Origin of the sequence: Angustibacter luteus, from assembly GCF_039541115.1 — a bacterium.
Lineage (GTDB): Bacteria > Actinomycetota > Actinomycetes > Actinomycetales > Angustibacteraceae > Angustibacter > Angustibacter luteus.
Map to the genome: position 1 here is coordinate 330285 of NZ_BAABFP010000005.1, position 16189 is coordinate 346473.

A 16189-nucleotide genomic window follows, 5' to 3' on the forward strand; every position below is an offset into this window, starting at 1 on the left:
TGCAGAGTGAGGAACGTCCTCGACGAACAGGGAGCAGCGCGTGCCACGGTCGGACGAGCCTGCGTGGATCCGCGAGCTGGAGACACGCCTCGGCAAGGCGGAAGCGCCGGCTGCCGTCGACGCGGCTGCCTGGCTCGCCCAGGCCGGGCCCGACGCCGACCCGGTGCTGGTCCGCCGGATGCGCCTGATCACTGCGCTGGCCGACAGCCGGACGGGTCGGGTGGGCGATGGCGCCGCTGCCATCCGCGACATCCGCGAGTGGGCGGTCGAGCACCGGGAGCCCTACCTGCAGGCTCGGACCGAGCGCATCCTCGGGACGCTGCTGCGGGTCGCGGGGGAGACCTCCGTCAGCCTGGAGCACGCCGTGGCCTCGGTCGAGCTGCTCAGCGACGACGTCTGGCCGGAGATCCGGGCCGACCACCTGGTCGGCCTCGCCGACGCGCTGTCGGTGAACGGGTCCGTGGACGGCGCGGTGCAGCGCTACCAGGAGGCACTGGTGCTGCTGCAGGGCGGCACCACCCTGGGTCAGCGGCTCATGGCGCTCAACAACCTCGCGTACACGCTGTACGAGGCAGGCCGGTTCGACGAGGCGGCCGCCATCGCCCAGGAGATCCGCGACGTCAACGCCGCCAACGGGCTCGAGCTCACCCTGCACGCGGTCGACAGCATCGCCAGCATCTACCTCGCGCTCGGCCGAGACGCTGACGCCGCCGTGCTCTTCGAGAGCGTGGACCTCACGGCGTCGGCACCCCCCGAGGACATCGCGACCGTCCAGCTCACCCGGTCCATCGTGCTGCGCAAGCGCGGCGACCTGGACGGCGCCCGCGCCGACCTGGACGCCTGCCGGCAGTACTGCCTCGACCACGGCGTCGGCTCGGTACACGTGCAGGCGTTGCGCGAGCGCGCCGAGCTGTCCGCTGCGATGGGCCAGTTCGAGGCCGCCTTCACGCAGTACAAGGACTTCCACGAGCAGTCGCTGACCCAGCAGCAGGTCGAGCGCGAGGCCCGCGCCCGGATGATGCAGGCGATCTTCGAGACCGAGGAGGCCCGGCGCGAGAGCGCTCGCTTCCGCGAGATGTCCTACCGGGACGCGCTCACCCAGCTCTACAACCGCCGCTACGTGGACGAGCACCTCACGCCGCTGCTGGACCTCGGCGTGGTGTCCGACCAGCCCGTCGCGGTGGCCTTCGTCGACCTGGACCACTTCAAGTCCGTCAACGACACGTACTCGCACGAGGTCGGCGACGAGGTCCTGCGCCGCCTGGCCGGCATCCTGGAGCGGGGCGTCTACGGCGTGCACGACGGGTTCGCCGCCCGGATGGGTGGCGAGGAGTTCCTGCTCGTCCTGCCCGGCCAGGCCGCCGACGTCGCGGCGACCGTCCTGGAGCGCGCCCGGCTGAGCGTCGAGCAGGCCGACTGGGCGGCGGTCGCGCCCGGCCTGCACGTGACGGTCAGCATCGGGTGCGCCACGACCGTGGACGACGCGCACGACCGGCTCACCCTGCTGGCCCGCGCGGACGAGCGGCTCTACGAGGCCAAGCGATCCGGGCGCAACCGGGTCGTCGGCGTCCCGGCCACCGCGAAATCAGGCGCCGAAGTCGGCTAGCGCACCGCGCGCCTGCTCGAGCCACTGCTCACGGGCCTCCAGCGAGGCCTGCAGCTCGGCCACCTTGGCCGCCTTGCCCGCCGTCTGCGCCTTGGCGATCTGCTCGTGCAGGTCGCTGATCACGACCTCGAGCTGGTCGACGGCGCTCTGCGCGCGGGCCCGGGCCTCGGGGTTGGTGTTCTTCCACCGGTCGTCCTCGGCCGAGCGCACGGCCTGCTCGACCGCGCGCATCCGCCGCTCGATGCGGTCCATGTCGCCCCGCGGCACGTGACCCGCTGCCTCCCACCGGTCCTGGATGTCCCGCAGCCGCGAGCGCGCCTCGGTGAGGTTGCTGACCGGTACCAGCTTCTCGGCCTCGTCCAGCAGGGACTCCTTGGTCGCCAGGTTCGCGCCGAACTCCGCGTCCTGCTCGGCCTGCACCGCGTGCCGCGCCGCGAAGAACGCGTCCTGCGCGGCGCTGAACCGGGTCCACAGCTCGTCGTCGTCCTTGCGGGCCGCGCGACCCGCCGCCCGCCAGCGGTCCATCAACCGCTTGAACGCGGCGGCGGAGGGACCCCAGTCCGTCGAGGTCTGCAGCGCCTCGGCCTCCTTGACCAGTCGCTCCTTGGCCTCGCGTGCCTCCTCGTGCTGCTCGTCGAGGTGGGCGAAGTGCTGGCGACGCTTGCGGTCGAAGGCCGTGCGGGCGTGGCTGAACCGCTTCCACAGCTCGTCCTCGGAACGGCGGTCCAGTCGAGCGGGGGGAGGCTCGCCGCCCCCCTGACCCGCGCCCTGACCCGTGCTGTGGCCACCCCCGCGCCCGGCCGCCTTCTGCTCGGTGCGCCACTGCTCGAACAGCTGCTTCATCCGCAGGCCGTCCGCACGCCACTGGGTCCGCTCGGCGGGGACCGCGGCGATGGCCTCGGCCTCCTCGACCAGCGCGGTCCGCCGGGCCTTCGCCTCCTCGCGGGCGGCGCTGCGGGCGTGCTCGTCGTGCTCGCGGCGGGCCGCCAGCGCAGGGGCGAGGGCCTCGATCCGCGCGTGCAGGGCCGCCAGGTCGCCGACGGCGTGCGCGTCCGCCGCCGCCGCGCGTAGCTTGGCCACGCCCGACTCGATCTCGGACGCCGGCACGTCCGCCGTGCCGAGGCGCTGCTCGAACAGGTCGACCTGGGCCACGATCTCGTCGTACTTGCGGCCGAAGTACGCGAGCGCCTCGTCCGGGCTGGCGCCGGGGTACGACCCGACCTCCCGCTCGCCGTCCGAGGTCGTCACGAAGACCGTGCCGTCGTCCGCGACGCGGCCGAACTTCGACGGGTCGCTGGTCGGTGCGGCCGGTGTCGGTGCCGTGGGGCGCGGTGCGTGCGGGCGCGGTGCCTGCGGCCTCGGTGCGCTCGGCCGCGGCGGTGCTGCCTGCTCGGGGGTGGCCTGCTCGGGGGCGGCCTGCTCGGGCTCGGGCTGGGGTGCCGGCGCGGGCGCCGGTGTCTGGTCGTCGGTCACTTCTTCTCCACCGTGATGCTCTCGATGGTCACGGGCGTCTTCGGGGCGCCGTCCGCGCTGCCGTCGGCCGTGCCGGCCGCCGCGACGGTCTGCAGCACGTCCAGGCCGTTGGTCACCTTGCCGAAGATGCTGTAGCCGCCCGTCGTCGTGGGCAGGTCCGTGTCCTTGTAGACCATGAAGAACTGGCTGCCGTTGGTGTTGGGGTCGTCACCGCGGGCCATGGCCAGCGTCCCGGCCGGGTACTTGCCGTCCTTCGGTGCGTTCTCGATCCCGTACTGGTAGCCGGGACCGCCGCTGCCCGTGCCGGTGGGGTCGCCACACTGCAGCACGTAGATGCCGGACGTCGTGAGCCGGTGACAGCTCGTGTCGTCGTAGAAGCCGTCCTTGCTCAGGAAGATGAACGAGGCGACCGTCTGGGGGGCCTTGTCGCCGTACAGCTCCATGGTGATGTCACCGGCGCTGGTCTTGACGGTCGCGTTCCAGGTCGCGTTCTCGGCCAGCGACTTGGCCGGCGCGCTGGGGTACGACTTCGGCGTCTTGGTCGGTGCGGTCGAGCCGCTGGCGTTCGCGGTCGGCGAGGACGTCGCCCCCGCAGCCGAGCTGGAGCTGTCGTCGGGCAGCAGCTGGGTGAGTAGGACGACGCCGCCGGCGACCAGCACCACCGCGAGCACGGCTCCGATGACCTGCTGGTTGCGCCGCTTGCGGGCTGCGCGCTCGGCCAGGTTCTTCTGGCGCTTGGCGTAGCGTCGCTTGGCTCGTTCGCGGTCGCGCTCGATCGGCACGCCGGCCCTCCTGCTCTGTCCGTGCGGGGTCGTCCCCAGGCTCCCTGAGGCGGTCAGTCTAGGGATGCCGCGGGATGGACGGACTGGGTGGCGGTCACGAACCGGTCACGAGCAGTGCCCGGACCGCTCGGTTAGGCTCTGGGCGTGCTGCTCACCGGGTTCCCCAGTGCCGTGTTCGGCACCAACTGCTACGTCGTGGCCCCGGCGGCCGGCGAGGAGTGCCTGGTGGTCGACCCGGGCATCGAGGTGCTGGGCCAGCTGGGCGACGTGCTGCGCGAGCACCGGCTGCGGCCGGCGGCCGTCCTGCTCACCCACGGGCACGTCGACCACACGTACTCGGTCACCCCGGTCTGCGGCTCGAACAGCGTCGCCGCCTACATCCACACCGATGACCGCGACCGCCTCGTGGACCCGCTGACGGAGTTCGCCTCGTCCGGTCTGCTGGCGATGCTGGAGCAGCAGTTCGGGCGGGCCGCGACCTGGGCGCAGCCGCAGGACGTCGTCGAGATCGCCGACGAGACGGTGCTCGAGCTCGCGGGGCTGCGGGTGCGGGTCGTGCACGCGCCCGGGCACACCGAGGGTTCGGTGATGTTCGCCCTGGACGACGTCCCCGAGGGCGCGCCGGCCGACGTGAGCGCGTCACTGCTGACGGGCGACGTCCTGTTCGCCGGCAGCATCGGTCGCACCGACCTGCCGGGCGGCGACCACGCTGCGATGCTGGCGTCGCTGCGACATCGGGTCCTGCCGCAGCCGGACGACACGCTCGTCCTGCCTGGCCACGGACCTGTCACGACCATCGGCCGCGAGCGCGCCACGAACCCGTTCCTGCGCGAGCTGCTGGCGTCCTGAGCGGCCCGGTCCCACCGACCGACCACGACCGAGAAGGAACCGCATGTCCCGTCCCACCCCGCTGTCCGGGTACCCCGAGTGGCTGCCGGCCCAGCGCGCCGTCGAGCAGCAGGTCGTCGACGAGCTGCGCCGCACGTTCGAGCTGCACGGTTTCGCCGGCATCGAGACCCGCGCGGTCGAGCCGATGGCGCAGCTGCTGCGCAAGGGCGAGATCGACAAGGAGGTGTACGTCGTCTCCCGGCTGCACGCCGACGCCGACGCCCAGCCGGAGTCCGACGACCGCCGGCTCGGCCTGCACTTCGACCTCACCGTGCCGTTCGCCCGGTACGTGCTGGAGAACTCCGGCAAGCTGCAGTTCCCGTTCCGCCGCTACCAGATCCAGAAGGTGTGGCGGGGTGAGCGCCCGCAGGAGGGTCGGTACCGCGAGTTCTGCCAGGCCGACATCGACGTGGTCGGGGACGGCGTGCTGCCCTTCCACCACGACATCGAGGTCGTGGAGGTGATGGCCGAGGCGATGTCCCGGCTACCGCTGCCGCCGCTGCGGATGCAGGTCAACAACCGCAAGCTCGTGCAGGGCTTCTACCGCGGCCTGGGCGTCGAGGACGTCGCCGCCGTGCTGCGCGCCGTCGACAAGCTCGACAAGGTCGGCCCGGACGCCGTCCGCGCCGCCCTGGTCGCCGAGGGGCACTCGGACGCCGTCGCGGACGCCTGCCTGCGGCTGGCGGCCATCAGCGGCACGGACGCCGCCGTCGTCGAGGAGGTCCGGGCGCTCGGCGTGCACTCCGACGAGCTGGACGAGGGCCTGCACGAGCTCGCCACCCTGCTGGACGCCACCGGCGGACGTCGCGGCACCGTCCAGGTCGTCGCGGCGCTGAAGATCGCCCGCGGCCTCGACTACTACACCGGAACCGTCATGGAGACGGTCATGGAGGGCTACGAGCAGCTGGGCTCGATCAGCGCGGGCGGCCGCTACGACGCCCTGGCCAGCGACGGCAGCACCACCTACCCAGGTGTCGGCATCTCCTTCGGCGTGAGCCGCACGCTGGGGCCGCTGCTGGCCCGCGGGGTGCTGACCGGGTCGCGGTCGACCCCGAGCGCGGTCCTGGTGGCGCTCGCGTCCGAGGAGGCCCGCCCGCAGGCCCGGGCGGTGGCCGCCGCACTGCGCGCGCGGGGCATCGCCTGCGAGCTGGCGCCGGCCGCGCAGAAGTACGGCAAGCAGATCCGGCAGGCCGAACGACGCGGCATCCCGTACGTCTGGTTCCCGGCCGAGGCGACCGCGGACGGCGCGCCGGCGGTGCGCGACATCCGCACCGGCGAGCAGACCGGCGCGGACGACGCGAGCTGGCTGCCGCCGGACGCCGACCTGCGCCCGTCCGTGATCCAGCCCGACGACGAGCAGGGAGAGTGAGCGAGATGGAGCACCGCAGGCTCGGCAGGACCGGCCGCGACGTGTCGGTGGTGGGGCTGGGCTGCTGGCAGCTCGGCGCTGACTGGGGCGAGGTCAGCGAGCAGGACGCGCTCGCCACGCTGCACGCGGCGGCCGACGCCGGTGTCACGTTCTTCGACACCGCGGACGTCTACGGCGACGGACGCAGCGAGCGGCTGGTGGGCCAGCTCCTGCGCGCGCGGCCGGACGACGGCTTGTTCGCCGCGACCAAGATGGGTCGGCGCGCTGACCCGCACGTGGCGGCCGCGTTCACCGGCGAGAACCTGCGCGCCTGGAACGACCGCAGCCGGCGCAACCTCGGGGTCGACGTCCTGGACCTCGTGCAGCTGCACTGCCCGCCGACGTCCGTGCTGTCCGACGACAGGGTGTACGACGAGCTGGACGCGATGGTCGACGAGGGGCGCCTGCGCGCCTACGGGGTGTCCGTCGAGACCGTGGACGAGGCGCTGACCGCGATCGCCCGCCCGCACGTCGCGAGCATCCAGATCATCCTGAACGTGTTCCGGCGCAAGCCCCTGGAGCGGGTGCTGCCGGCTGCGGTGGAGGCTGGGGTCGGCATCGTCGTCCGGGTGCCGCTGGCCAGCGGGCTGCTCAGCGGGAAGTACGACGAGACCACGACGTTCGCCGCGGACGACCACCGCACCTACAACCGGTCGGGTGAGGCGTTCGACGTGGGCGAGACGTTCGCGGGCGTGCCCTTCGAGGTCGGCGTCGAGGCCGCCCGCGAGGTGGCCGCGCTCACGCCGTCGGGTGCGACGACCGCCCAGCTGGCGCTGCGCTGGGTGCTCGACCGCCCCGGCGTGAGCGTCGTCATCCCGGGGGCGCGGACCGCCGACCAGGCGCGGGCGAACGCCGCCTCGGCCGAGCTGGCCCCGCTGGACACGACCACCGACGAGCGGCTCGAGGAGATCTACGACCGCCTCGTCCGGGCCCACGTGCACGACCGCTGGTAGCGGGGCAGGGGCACCAGCCGCGGGTCACCAGCCGCGGGTGCGGCCCGGCGTCCGCGCACCCGAGGTCTTCACCTCGGCGCGCCGGCTGCGCATGGCCAGCTGGGCTCGCTCCTGCGCGAACACGAGCTTCGCGAACCGCTCGGCGTGCTGGTGCGGCAGGTCCACGAACGACCCGCGCAGCCCGAAGTTGCCGACCGCGATGACGGTGAGCCGGACCGGGACCCGACCGGCTCCCTCGGGCAGCTCGACGTCGATGCTGAGCACCGTGCCGGGCGTCACGGTCCCCGCGGTGCCGACGTCGAGGGTGGCCAGCATGCCGCCGGCGGAGATGTTGCGGGTCCGGCCGCGGACGACCACGGAGGCCAGGTCGGGGTTCTCGGGTGGGGCCGGCAGGGTCACGTGGATCGTCAGCTCGAGCTCGCCGCGCACCTCGTTGCGGCGCTGGGTCGGCGCGGCCGGGGGAGCGCCCAGGGCCAGCACCATGCCGCTCCCGTCGTCGACTACCCGGGCCGGCAGCGACAGCAGCCCCGTCGGGGTGGACAGCTGGGCCTCACCCGGCCCCAGGCCGAGCGCGTCGCTGGGCCCGATGACGGCGACCCGTGCGCCCGCGCCGGCTCCTCCGTCGGAGTCCAGGTGGGCCTCGGCGAGGGTCTTGAGGGTCATCCGCTGACCGCCGGCCCGCAGCGTGAGGGTCGAGCCAGCCGCGATGGTGACGTCCATTCCCGCTGAGCCCTCCTCAGTGCTCGTCCGAGAAAGCGCGCACAGTGCTGCTTCTCGACCTGCCTATCGGCCGCCGACGACCATAAAGGAGACAATGAGTCACGCGAAATCCGATGCGGGACGACACACCCGGGCACCGTAGGATTCACCCCGAAAGCCGAATCCGACCACCCCGAGGGGGTACCCCCGTGTTGCGCACGCACGAGGTGGGCACGCTGCGTGCCGACCACGCCGGACAGACCGTCACGCTCACCGGATGGGTCGGCGGTCGCCGCGATCACGGTGGGGTGGCCTTCCTGGACCTGCGCGACGCGAGCGGCATCGCCCAGGTCGTCGTCCGCGACGAGGTGCTCGAGTCGTCCGGTGCCCACGGGCTGCGCAACGAGTACTGCGTGCAGATCACCGGCACGGTCGGGCTGCGCCCGGCGGGGAACCAGAACCCCAACCTGCCCACGGGCGAGATCGAGGTCACCGCCGCCGAGCTCGAGGTGCTCAGCGAGTCCGCGCCGCTGCCCTTCCAGATCGACGAGCGCGTCGAGGTCGGCGAGGAGGCCCGCCTCAAGCACCGCTACCTGGACCTGCGCCGGCCCGGCCCGGCCGCTGCGATCCGGCTGCGCAGCGAGGTCAACAAGGCCGCCCGCGCCGTCCTGGACGCCCGCGACTTCGTCGAGATCGAGACCCCGACCCTCACCCGGTCCACCCCCGAGGGGGCCCGCGACTTCCTGGTCCCGGCCCGCCTGCAGCCCGGCAGCTGGTACGCCCTGCCGCAGAGCCCGCAGCTGTTCAAGCAGCTGCTCATGGTGGCCGGCATGGAGCGGTACTACCAGATCGCCCGCTGCTACCGGGACGAGGACTTTCGCGCCGACCGCCAGCCCGAGTTCACCCAGCTCGACATCGAGATGAGCTTCGTCGAGCAGGACGACGTCCTCGAGCTCGGCGAGGCCGTCGCCACGTCGCTGTGGTCCCTGATCGGCTACGACCTGCCCACCCCGCTGCCGCGGCTCACCTACGCGGACTCCATGCGCCGCTACGGCACCGACAAGCCCGACCTGCGGTTCGCCAACGAGCTCGTCGAGTGCACCGAGTACTTCGCCAGCACCCCGTTCCGGGTGTTCCAGGCTGAGTACGTCGGCGCCGTCGTGATGCCCGGCGGTGCCAGCCAGCCGCGCAAGCAGCTCGACGCCTGGCAGGACTGGGCCAAGCAGCGCGGCGCCCGCGGCCTCGCGTACGTGCTCGTCGGCGAGGACGGCGAGCTCGGCGGTCCGGTCGCCAAGAACCTCTCGGACGACGAGCGCGCCGGCCTGGCCGCGCACGTCGGCGCCCAGCCGGGGGACTGCGTGTTCTTCGCCGCCGGTGCCACCAAGTCCTCCCGGGCTCTGCTGGGCGCAGCCCGGCTCGAGATCGGCAAGCGCTGCGAGCTGATCGACGAGTCCGCCTGGGCGTTCGCCTGGGTGCTCGACGCCCCGCTCTTCGAGCCGGCCTCCGACGCCGTCGCCAGCGGTGACGTCGCGGTCGGCTCCGGCGCCTGGACAGCCGTGCACCACGCCTTCACCTCGCCGAAGGCGGAGTTCGCCGACACCTTCGACACCGACCCCGGCCCGGCGCTCGCCTACGCCTACGACATGGTCTGCAACGGCAACGAGATCGGCGGCGGGTCGATCCGTATCCACCGCCGCGACGTGCAGGAGCGGGTCTTCAAGGTCATGGGCCTGACGGAGGAGGAGGCGCAGGAGAAGTTCGGCTTCCTGCTGGACGCCTTCGCGTTCGGCGCGCCCCCGCACGGCGGCATCGCGTTCGGCTGGGACCGCATCTGCGCCCTGCTGTCCCGCACGGACTCCATCCGCGACGTGATCGCGTTCCCCAAGTCCGGCGCCGGCTTCGACCCGCTGACCAGCGCCCCCGCGCCGATCACCGCGCAGCAGCGCAAGGAGGCCGGAGTGGACGCCAAGCCCAAGGCGCCGGCGGTCGACAACGCGGACCTCGCGGAGGTCCCCACCGCGCACTGACGCCATCCCCTCCGTGATCATGCACGTTCGCCCAGCCTGCGGGGGCGAACGTGCATGATCACGAGGGGGGCGGGGGTGGGGCGGCGAGCCCCCGGCTGGACCAGCGGTGGTCCCCACCGAAACCCAGCCGGCGGTACAGGCGCCGCGCCACGGTGTTGTCCGAGTACATGCCCAGGGTGACCACCTCGTGGCCGCGCTCGAACGCCCAGCGGGTGGCCGCCGCCGTCACGGCCGCCCCGAGCCCGCGACCCCGGTACGCCGGGTCCGTCGCGATGGACGCCAGCCCGGGCACGCCGGGCGGGTCCTCCTCGACGGCCGCGCACGCGACCAGGCGCGCGCCGTCCCGCACGCCCAACCAGGCGACCACACCGGGGTCCGCCACCGTCGCGCTGTGCCGCGGGCTGGACCGGGCGAGCAGGTCCGTCACGTCGGGCAACCGCCCGGCGCCCACCGGCTCCACCAGGACGTCGGGCGCCGGCGGCGCGGTCGCCGTCAGCATCCACTCCCAGTCGTCCCCGATGCCCGGCACGATGCGGGCCGCGAGCGCGTCGTCCAGCCGGGGGAGCGTGCCGAACGGCACCGTGATGCGGCGGACGTCCCCGGCCAGCGCGAGCAGCTCGGGCAGCCGGGCGGCCGCCACGTCAGGCGTGGCGACCACGGTGAGGTTGTCCCGCCAGTGCGGGGTGCGCCGGACCCAGGCCACCCCGGGCCCGAGACCCCACGCGCGCACCGGACGTCGGCGGTCCACCATCCAGCGGACGAACGGGTCGCCGGCGCTCGCGGCCACCAGCTCGTCGTAGGACGTGAGCGCCTCGAGCGTCATCAGTGCGTACCGATCCCGATCCGGTCGTGCAGCCGGCGCAACGGGCCGGGTGCCCACCAGTTCCACTCGCCGAGCAGCGTCATGGTGGCGGGCACCAGCAGCATCCGGACCAGCGTGGCGTCGATCGCCACCGCGACCATCAGCGCCACCCCGGTCTGCTTCACCACGAGCACCTGGGCGGCCAGCAGGCCGGCGAACACGATGATGACGAGCAGCGCCGCCGACGTGATGATCCGCCCCGAGCGCTGCAGCCCGATCGCCACGGACTCGTCGTTGGACAGGCCCAGGTCGTGCTGCTCCTTGATCCGGGAGAGCAGGAACACCTCGTAGTCCATGGCGAGCCCGAAGCCGAACGCCAGCACCAGCGGCGGGATCGTCGTCTCGATCCCGCCGGTGGACGTGAACGAGAGCAGCCCCTCCAGGTGCCCGCGCTCGAACACCCAGGTCACCACGCCGAGCGAGGCGCCGAGCGAGATCACGTTCATCACCAGCGCCTTGACCGGCACCAGCACGGATCCGGTCATCAGGAAGAGCAGCACGAACGTCGCCAGCACCACCAGCGCGATCGACCACGGGGCGGTGCGCAGGATCGAGGCGCTGAAGTCGACCTGACCGGCGGCCTGGCCCGTCACCCAGATCGGGAAGTCCGGCCGGTCCGCGCGCAGCCGCTGCACCACGTCGCCGGCGGTCTGGCCGCCGGGGTCGTGCCCGTCCACCCGCACCCCCAGGGTGACGACGGCACCCTCCTGCTGCGGCGGGTCGACGGCCTGCACCCCGTCCACCGTGGCGACGTCCGTCGCCCAGGCCCGGACGTCGGCGATCGGCGCCCGCGCGACGACGGTGAGGTCGGGCCCGGCCAGGGCCGGGTAGCGCTCGGCGATCCGGTCGAACCCGTCGCGCTGGGACGAGCCGACGGGCATCAGCTCGGTGCCGGACGAGCGCAGGTGCAGCCCGAAGGCCGGGACGGCGAGCAGCACGAGCAGGGCGGTCACCCCGAGCGCGATGGGCCAGGGGTGCCGCTGCACCCGGCGGGCCAGCCGGGAGAACACGCCCTCGGCGGGGGCGACGTCCCCGAACCGTGCCAGCAGGCCGCGCAGCAACGGCACGCGGCTGAGCAGTCCGGGGCGCACCAGCCGCGGCCCGGCCAGCGACAGCAGGGCGGGCACGAAGGTCAGCGCCACCAGCAGCGCCACCACCACGACACTGACCCCGGCCGCGCCGAGCGCTCGCAGGATCTGCGCCTGGAAGAGCATCAGGCCGGACAGGCTGATGGCCACGATGAGCCCGGAGAACAGCACCGTGCGACCGGCGACGGCCACGGTGCGCCCGACGGCGGCTATGACCTGCTCGCGGTCCGGTTCGCCGTGCGGCCAGGGCACGGCGCGCAGCTCCTCGCGGAACCGGCTGACGACGAGCAACCCGTAGTCGATGCACAGGCCCAGGCCGAGGATCGTCACGACGTTGACGACGGTGGCGTCCAGGTCGATCACGCCGGAGAACACCCACAGCGAGGCCAGTCCACCCGCGATCGAGGCGATCGCCCCGGCCAGCGGGATCCCGGCGGCCAGGAAGCCGCCGAAGACCAGCACCATGACCAGCAGGCTCACGGGCAGCGCGATCCCCTCACCTCGGCGCAGGTCCAGCTCGACCTGGTGGGTGATCTCGTCGACCAGCTGGGGCAGGCTCGTCGTGCGCGCCTGGACGCCGGGCAGCTGACCGGCCGCCTCGTCGACCGCAGCCTCGATGGCGTCCGTGTGCTCGGTGGACACGTCCCGGGGCAGGTCGGCCGCCAGCCGCGCGGTGACCGCGATCCCCTGCCCGTCCGCGGCGAGCAGGGTCCGGCCGGCGGCACCGCTCAGCCCGCCCGGCACGTCGTACGGCGAGGTGACCTTCGAGACGTCGGGGATCTCGCCGAGGGTCCGGGTGAGGTCCTGGACCGTGCTGCGCGCCTGCGCGGACGACGGGTCGACGCCGTCCAGCGTGATGACCACGGCCGGGCCGTCGGCGTGCTGGTCGGCGAGCAGGTCGCGGCCGACCCGGGACTCGCCGGGCACCACGGGCTCGCCGCTGGTCAGCCGGTTGAACAGCGACGCGCTGCCGAAGACACCGAGCGCCAGGCCGAAGGCGACGACCACGGCCGCCAGCCAGCCCAGCGCCACCAGCCTCGCGTGACGGGCCTCGAAGCGGCCGAGTCGTTCGAGGAAGGTCACGCGGCCCAGGATCCCAGGCCATCCGCGGCGTCCCGACGTCAGGTCTGGTCGGCCTGCAGAACGTCCGTCAGGGTGGGCTCGACGAGCGGCAGCCGGACCTCGAACCGGGTGTCGCCCGGCTTCGAGACGACCTGGATGTCGCCGCCGTGCTTGCCGGTGACGACCCGGTAGGAGATGTCCAGGCCGAGGCCCGTGCCGGCGCCGACCGGCTTGGTGGTGAAGAACGGCTCGAAGATGCGGCTGCGCAGCTCCGGCGGCACCCCCGGACCGTCGTCCCCGACGCTCACCAGCACGTGGTCGTCCTGGACCTCGGTGTGCAGCCGGATCGTGCCGCCCGGCCCGGTGGCCTGGGCTGCGTTGTCGATGAGGTTGGTCCAGACCTGGTTGAGCTCGGCTGGGTATCCCGGCACCAGCGGCAGGTCGTCGCAGTAGTCCTTCACCACGGTGACCCCCTTCAGCTTGGCGCTCAGCATCACCAGGGTCGAGTCCAGCCCCTCGTGCAGGTCGGTCTGCTGGAACGGCGCCCGGTCGAGCTGGGAGTAGTTCTTGGCCGCCCCGACGAGCTGGCTGATCCGGTTCACCGAGTCGGTGATCTCGCGCATCAGGGAGTCGGTCTCCAGCGAGTAGGCCACCCACGCGAAGCCCGTCTGCCGGTCGTCCGCGTGCAACGTCCGGTAGACCTTCTCGGCCCAGGACACGTCGAGCCCGGCCGTGACGTAGATCCCGGCCAGGTCGAAGCCTCGCTGGATCTCGTGCTCCTCGAGCCAGTCGCCCAGCTCGTCCTCGGCGTCGCTGCGCTCCATGGCACTGCGCCGGGGTGCCGTCTCGGACAGGGCCAGCGCCTCGTTCTGCAGGTTCACCAGCTCGTGCAGGACGTCGGCCGGGATGTGCCCGTCGGCCAGGTAGTCCAGCTTGCTGCGCATGTGCTCGACTCGCGTGCGGAGCTGGTCGACCGCGCGCTCGGCCGCGGACGCCGGGTTGTTCAGCTCGTGGGTCAGGCCGGCCGACAGCGCACCGAGCGCCTGCAGCCGCTGCTGGTCGCCGACCCGCTCCTGGGTGCGGCGCATGCCGGCCGCGATGCCGTCCAGCAGGTGCACGGCGATCGGGAAGTGCTCGTGCATGAACGCGGCGAACTCCTCGGCCGGCACCGCCAGGAACGTGGCGTCGGTGCCGGCGCGCACGCTGGCGACGTACGTCGAGGGCCGGTCGGCCTGCTTGATCCACGAGGCGGTCGCACCGCCGTAGGCGCCGCGGAAGTCGGTGCGGGTGACCTCGACCTCGACCGCGCCGACCTGCCGGGTCATCACCATCGTGCCGGTCAACAGCTGGTAGAAGCACTCGGCCGGCTCACCTTCGTGGGTCAGGTACTCGCCGGCCCGGATGCTGGTGCGCCGTCCGTTCTCCACGAACCACGCGAGCTGCTCGTCCGTCAGGCTCTCCAGCAGGAAGAGCGTGCGCAGCTCCTCGGCGGAGACCCGGTCGTCGGGGGTGGTGGCGCTGGTGGCGTCGGTGGTGGTCATCTCACAACCTCTCCAGGTACTGGTGCACGAGCGTCACGGCGAGTGCACCCTCGCCCACGGCCGAGGCGACCCGCTTGACCGAGGTCGAGCGGACGTCGCCGGCCGCGAAGATCCCCGGGACCGACGTCTCCAGCGGCCAGGGGTCGCGCTTGGGCTCCCAGCCGTCCGGCCGTCGGCCCTCGTGCATCAGGTCGGCACCGGCCAGCACGAAGCCGCGCTCGTCCCGGCTCAGCACGCCGTCCATCCACTCGGTCAGCGGCTGCGCTCCGATGAACACGAACAGGTGCGAGGCCGGGGACTCGGTCAGCTCGCCCGAGTCCAGGTTGCGCAAGGTCACCCGCTCCAGGTGGCCGTCGCCGCCCGCGCCGCTGACCGCCGTCCGGGTGCGCACCTCGATGGTGTCGATCCCGGCGATCTGCTCGATCAGGTAGTGCGACATCGACGAGACCAGGGACTCGGCGCGCACGACCAGCACGACGCGGGCCGCGAAGCGCGAAAGGTAGACGGCGGCCTGGCCGGCGGAGTTGGCGCCGCCGACGACGTAGACGACCTCGCCGCTGCAGTCCGCGGCCTCGGTGAGCGCCGCGCCGTAGTACACGCCGTTGCCGACGAACTGCTCGACGCCGTCCGCGCCCAGCAGCCGGTACTGCACGCCGGTGGCCAGCACCAGGCAGTGCGCCTGCAGGCACGACCCGTCGGCGAACCGCACGCCGCGCCGGGCGCCCACCACCTCGAGGCCGACGACCTCGCGGGTCGTCACGATTTCGGCGCCGAACCGCACGGCCTGACGTCGGGCCCGGTCGGTGAGCGCGGCCCCGGACACGCCGTCCGGGAAGCCCAGGTAGTTCTCGATCCGCGAGCTCTGGCCGGCCTGACCGCCGGTGGCCTGCCGCTCGACGATGACCGTGCGCAGCCCCTCGGAGGCGGCGTAGACCGCCGCGCCCAGACCGGCGGGCCCACCGCCGACGATGACCACGTCGTAGAAGTCGGTCGCCGGGTTCGTCGGCAGGCCGACCCGGTCGGCCAGCTCGGTGACGGACGGCGAGACCATCGGCTCCCCACCCGGCGTCAGGACCACCGGGACGTCGGTCGCCGCCGCGCCGCAGGCCTCGAGCAGCCGCGCACCATCCGGGTCGTCCGCGCCGATCCACTGGTACGGCACGCCGTTGCGGGCCAGGAACTCGCGCACCTCGTGCGAGCGGGCGGACCACCGGTGCCCGATGACCCGGATGATGTCCACCGGTGCGTCACCGGAGGCGCGCCAGGTGGCGAGCAGCTCCTCCACCACCGGGTAGAGCAGCTCCTCGGGCGGGCTCCACGGCTTGAGCAGGTAGTGGTCGAGATCGACCGTGTTGATCGCGGTGATGGCGGCGTCGGTGTCCGCGTACGCGGTGAGCAGGACGCGGCGGGCGCGCGGGAACAGGTCCATGGCCTGCTCGAGGAACTCCACGCCGCTCATCCCCGGCATCCGCTGGTCCGCGAGCAGGACGGCCACGCTCTCGCCGCGGGAGGCCAGCTCCCGCAACGCCTCCAGCGCCTCCGACCCGGACTCGGCGCGCACCACCCGGTAGTCCTCGCCGTACTGCCGGCGCAGGTCGCGGGCGATCGCCCGGGAGACCCCGGGGTCGTCGTCCACGGTGAGGAGGACGGGTCGGCGGGGTGCGTCGGACGGCGCGCTCGTCATGTGCGTACTCAACCACCCGGGACCGTCGATCCATACCCCGTTCCCCCGCGCACCCCCGCCCGACCCCGCGGTGATCATGCACGTTCACCCCGGCGTCCCGAGGGTGAACGTGCATG

The 16189-nt window shown here is 73.1% G+C and carries 12 protein-coding genes; 5 read left to right on the forward strand and 7 right to left on the reverse strand.

Going from position 1 to position 16189, the window contains the following annotated elements:
* The first annotated feature begins 40 nt into the window (after window positions 1-40).
* Window positions 41-1606, forward strand: coding sequence for a GGDEF domain-containing protein (locus ABEB17_RS10700; protein ID WP_345716681.1), 1566 nt, complete (start codon window positions 41-43; stop codon window positions 1604-1606).
* On the opposite strand, the gene ABEB17_RS10705 is transcribed toward ABEB17_RS10700, so the two are convergent.
* The gene (locus ABEB17_RS10705; protein WP_345716682.1) at window positions 1586-3079 is read right to left on the reverse strand and encodes a DUF349 domain-containing protein; all 1494 of its coding nucleotides are present in this window, start codon (window positions 3077-3079) and stop codon (window positions 1586-1588) included. The genes ABEB17_RS10700 and ABEB17_RS10705 overlap by 21 nt on opposite strands.
* On the reverse strand, window positions 3076-3861 hold the full coding sequence (locus ABEB17_RS10710; RefSeq protein WP_345716683.1) for a peptidylprolyl isomerase: 786 nt from the start codon (window positions 3859-3861) through the stop codon (window positions 3076-3078). Before ABEB17_RS10710 ends, ABEB17_RS10705 begins: the two co-directional genes overlap by 4 nt.
* A 144-nt stretch (window positions 3862-4005) precedes the next feature.
* Here ABEB17_RS10710 and ABEB17_RS10715 point away from each other — a divergent pair, with 144 nt between their 5' ends.
* The 3 genes from ABEB17_RS10715 to ABEB17_RS10725 are packed head-to-tail and all read left to right on the forward strand — an operon-like array spanning window position 4006 to window position 7110.
* Entirely contained in the window at window positions 4006-4710 is a 705-nt protein-coding gene (locus tag ABEB17_RS10715) for an MBL fold metallo-hydrolase (protein WP_345716684.1), read from the forward strand.
* A gap of 43 nt (window positions 4711-4753) precedes the next feature.
* Complete coding sequence (gene hisS, locus ABEB17_RS10720; protein ID WP_345716685.1) at window positions 4754-6118, forward strand: histidine--tRNA ligase; 1365 nt, start codon at window positions 4754-4756, stop codon at window positions 6116-6118.
* A 5-nt stretch (window positions 6119-6123) separates the two neighbouring features.
* Window positions 6124-7110, forward strand: a complete 987-nt coding sequence (locus ABEB17_RS10725; RefSeq protein ID WP_345717329.1) for an aldo/keto reductase — start codon at window positions 6124-6126, stop codon at window positions 7108-7110.
* Window positions 7111-7134: 24 nt separating this feature from the next.
* On the opposite strand, the gene ABEB17_RS10730 is transcribed toward ABEB17_RS10725, so the two are convergent.
* On the reverse strand, window positions 7135-7830 hold the full coding sequence (locus tag ABEB17_RS10730; RefSeq protein ID WP_345716686.1) for a PilZ domain-containing protein: 696 nt from the start codon (window positions 7828-7830) through the stop codon (window positions 7135-7137).
* Between the two features lie 188 nt (window positions 7831-8018).
* Here ABEB17_RS10730 and aspS point away from each other — a divergent pair, with 188 nt between their 5' ends.
* Window positions 8019-9836: an aspartate--tRNA ligase gene (gene aspS, locus ABEB17_RS10735; RefSeq protein WP_345716687.1), complete on the forward strand. Its 1818-nt coding sequence runs from the start codon at window positions 8019-8021 to the stop codon at window positions 9834-9836.
* 58 nt (window positions 9837-9894) lie between these two features.
* Here aspS and ABEB17_RS10740 read toward each other — a convergent pair whose 3' ends face one another.
* From ABEB17_RS10740 to ABEB17_RS10755, 4 genes are read right to left on the reverse strand one after another with little or no spacing between them, the layout of a single operon-like run.
* On the reverse strand, window positions 9895-10659 hold the full coding sequence (locus ABEB17_RS10740) for a GNAT family N-acetyltransferase (protein WP_345716688.1): 765 nt from the start codon (window positions 10657-10659) through the stop codon (window positions 9895-9897).
* Window positions 10659-12869: an MMPL family transporter gene (locus tag ABEB17_RS10745; RefSeq protein ID WP_345716689.1), complete on the reverse strand. Its 2211-nt coding sequence runs from the start codon at window positions 12867-12869 to the stop codon at window positions 10659-10661. The genes ABEB17_RS10740 and ABEB17_RS10745 overlap by 1 nt, the downstream gene beginning before the upstream one ends.
* 38 nt (window positions 12870-12907) lie before the next feature.
* Window positions 12908-14389 (reverse strand): ATP-binding protein, encoded by a 1482-nt coding sequence (locus ABEB17_RS10750; RefSeq protein WP_345716690.1) that lies wholly within the window; start codon window positions 14387-14389, stop codon window positions 12908-12910.
* 1 nt (window position 14390) lies between these two features.
* Window positions 14391-16073 (reverse strand): NAD(P)/FAD-dependent oxidoreductase, encoded by a 1683-nt coding sequence (locus ABEB17_RS10755; protein WP_345716691.1) that lies wholly within the window; start codon window positions 16071-16073, stop codon window positions 14391-14393.
* Window positions 16074-16189 lie beyond the last annotated feature (116 nt).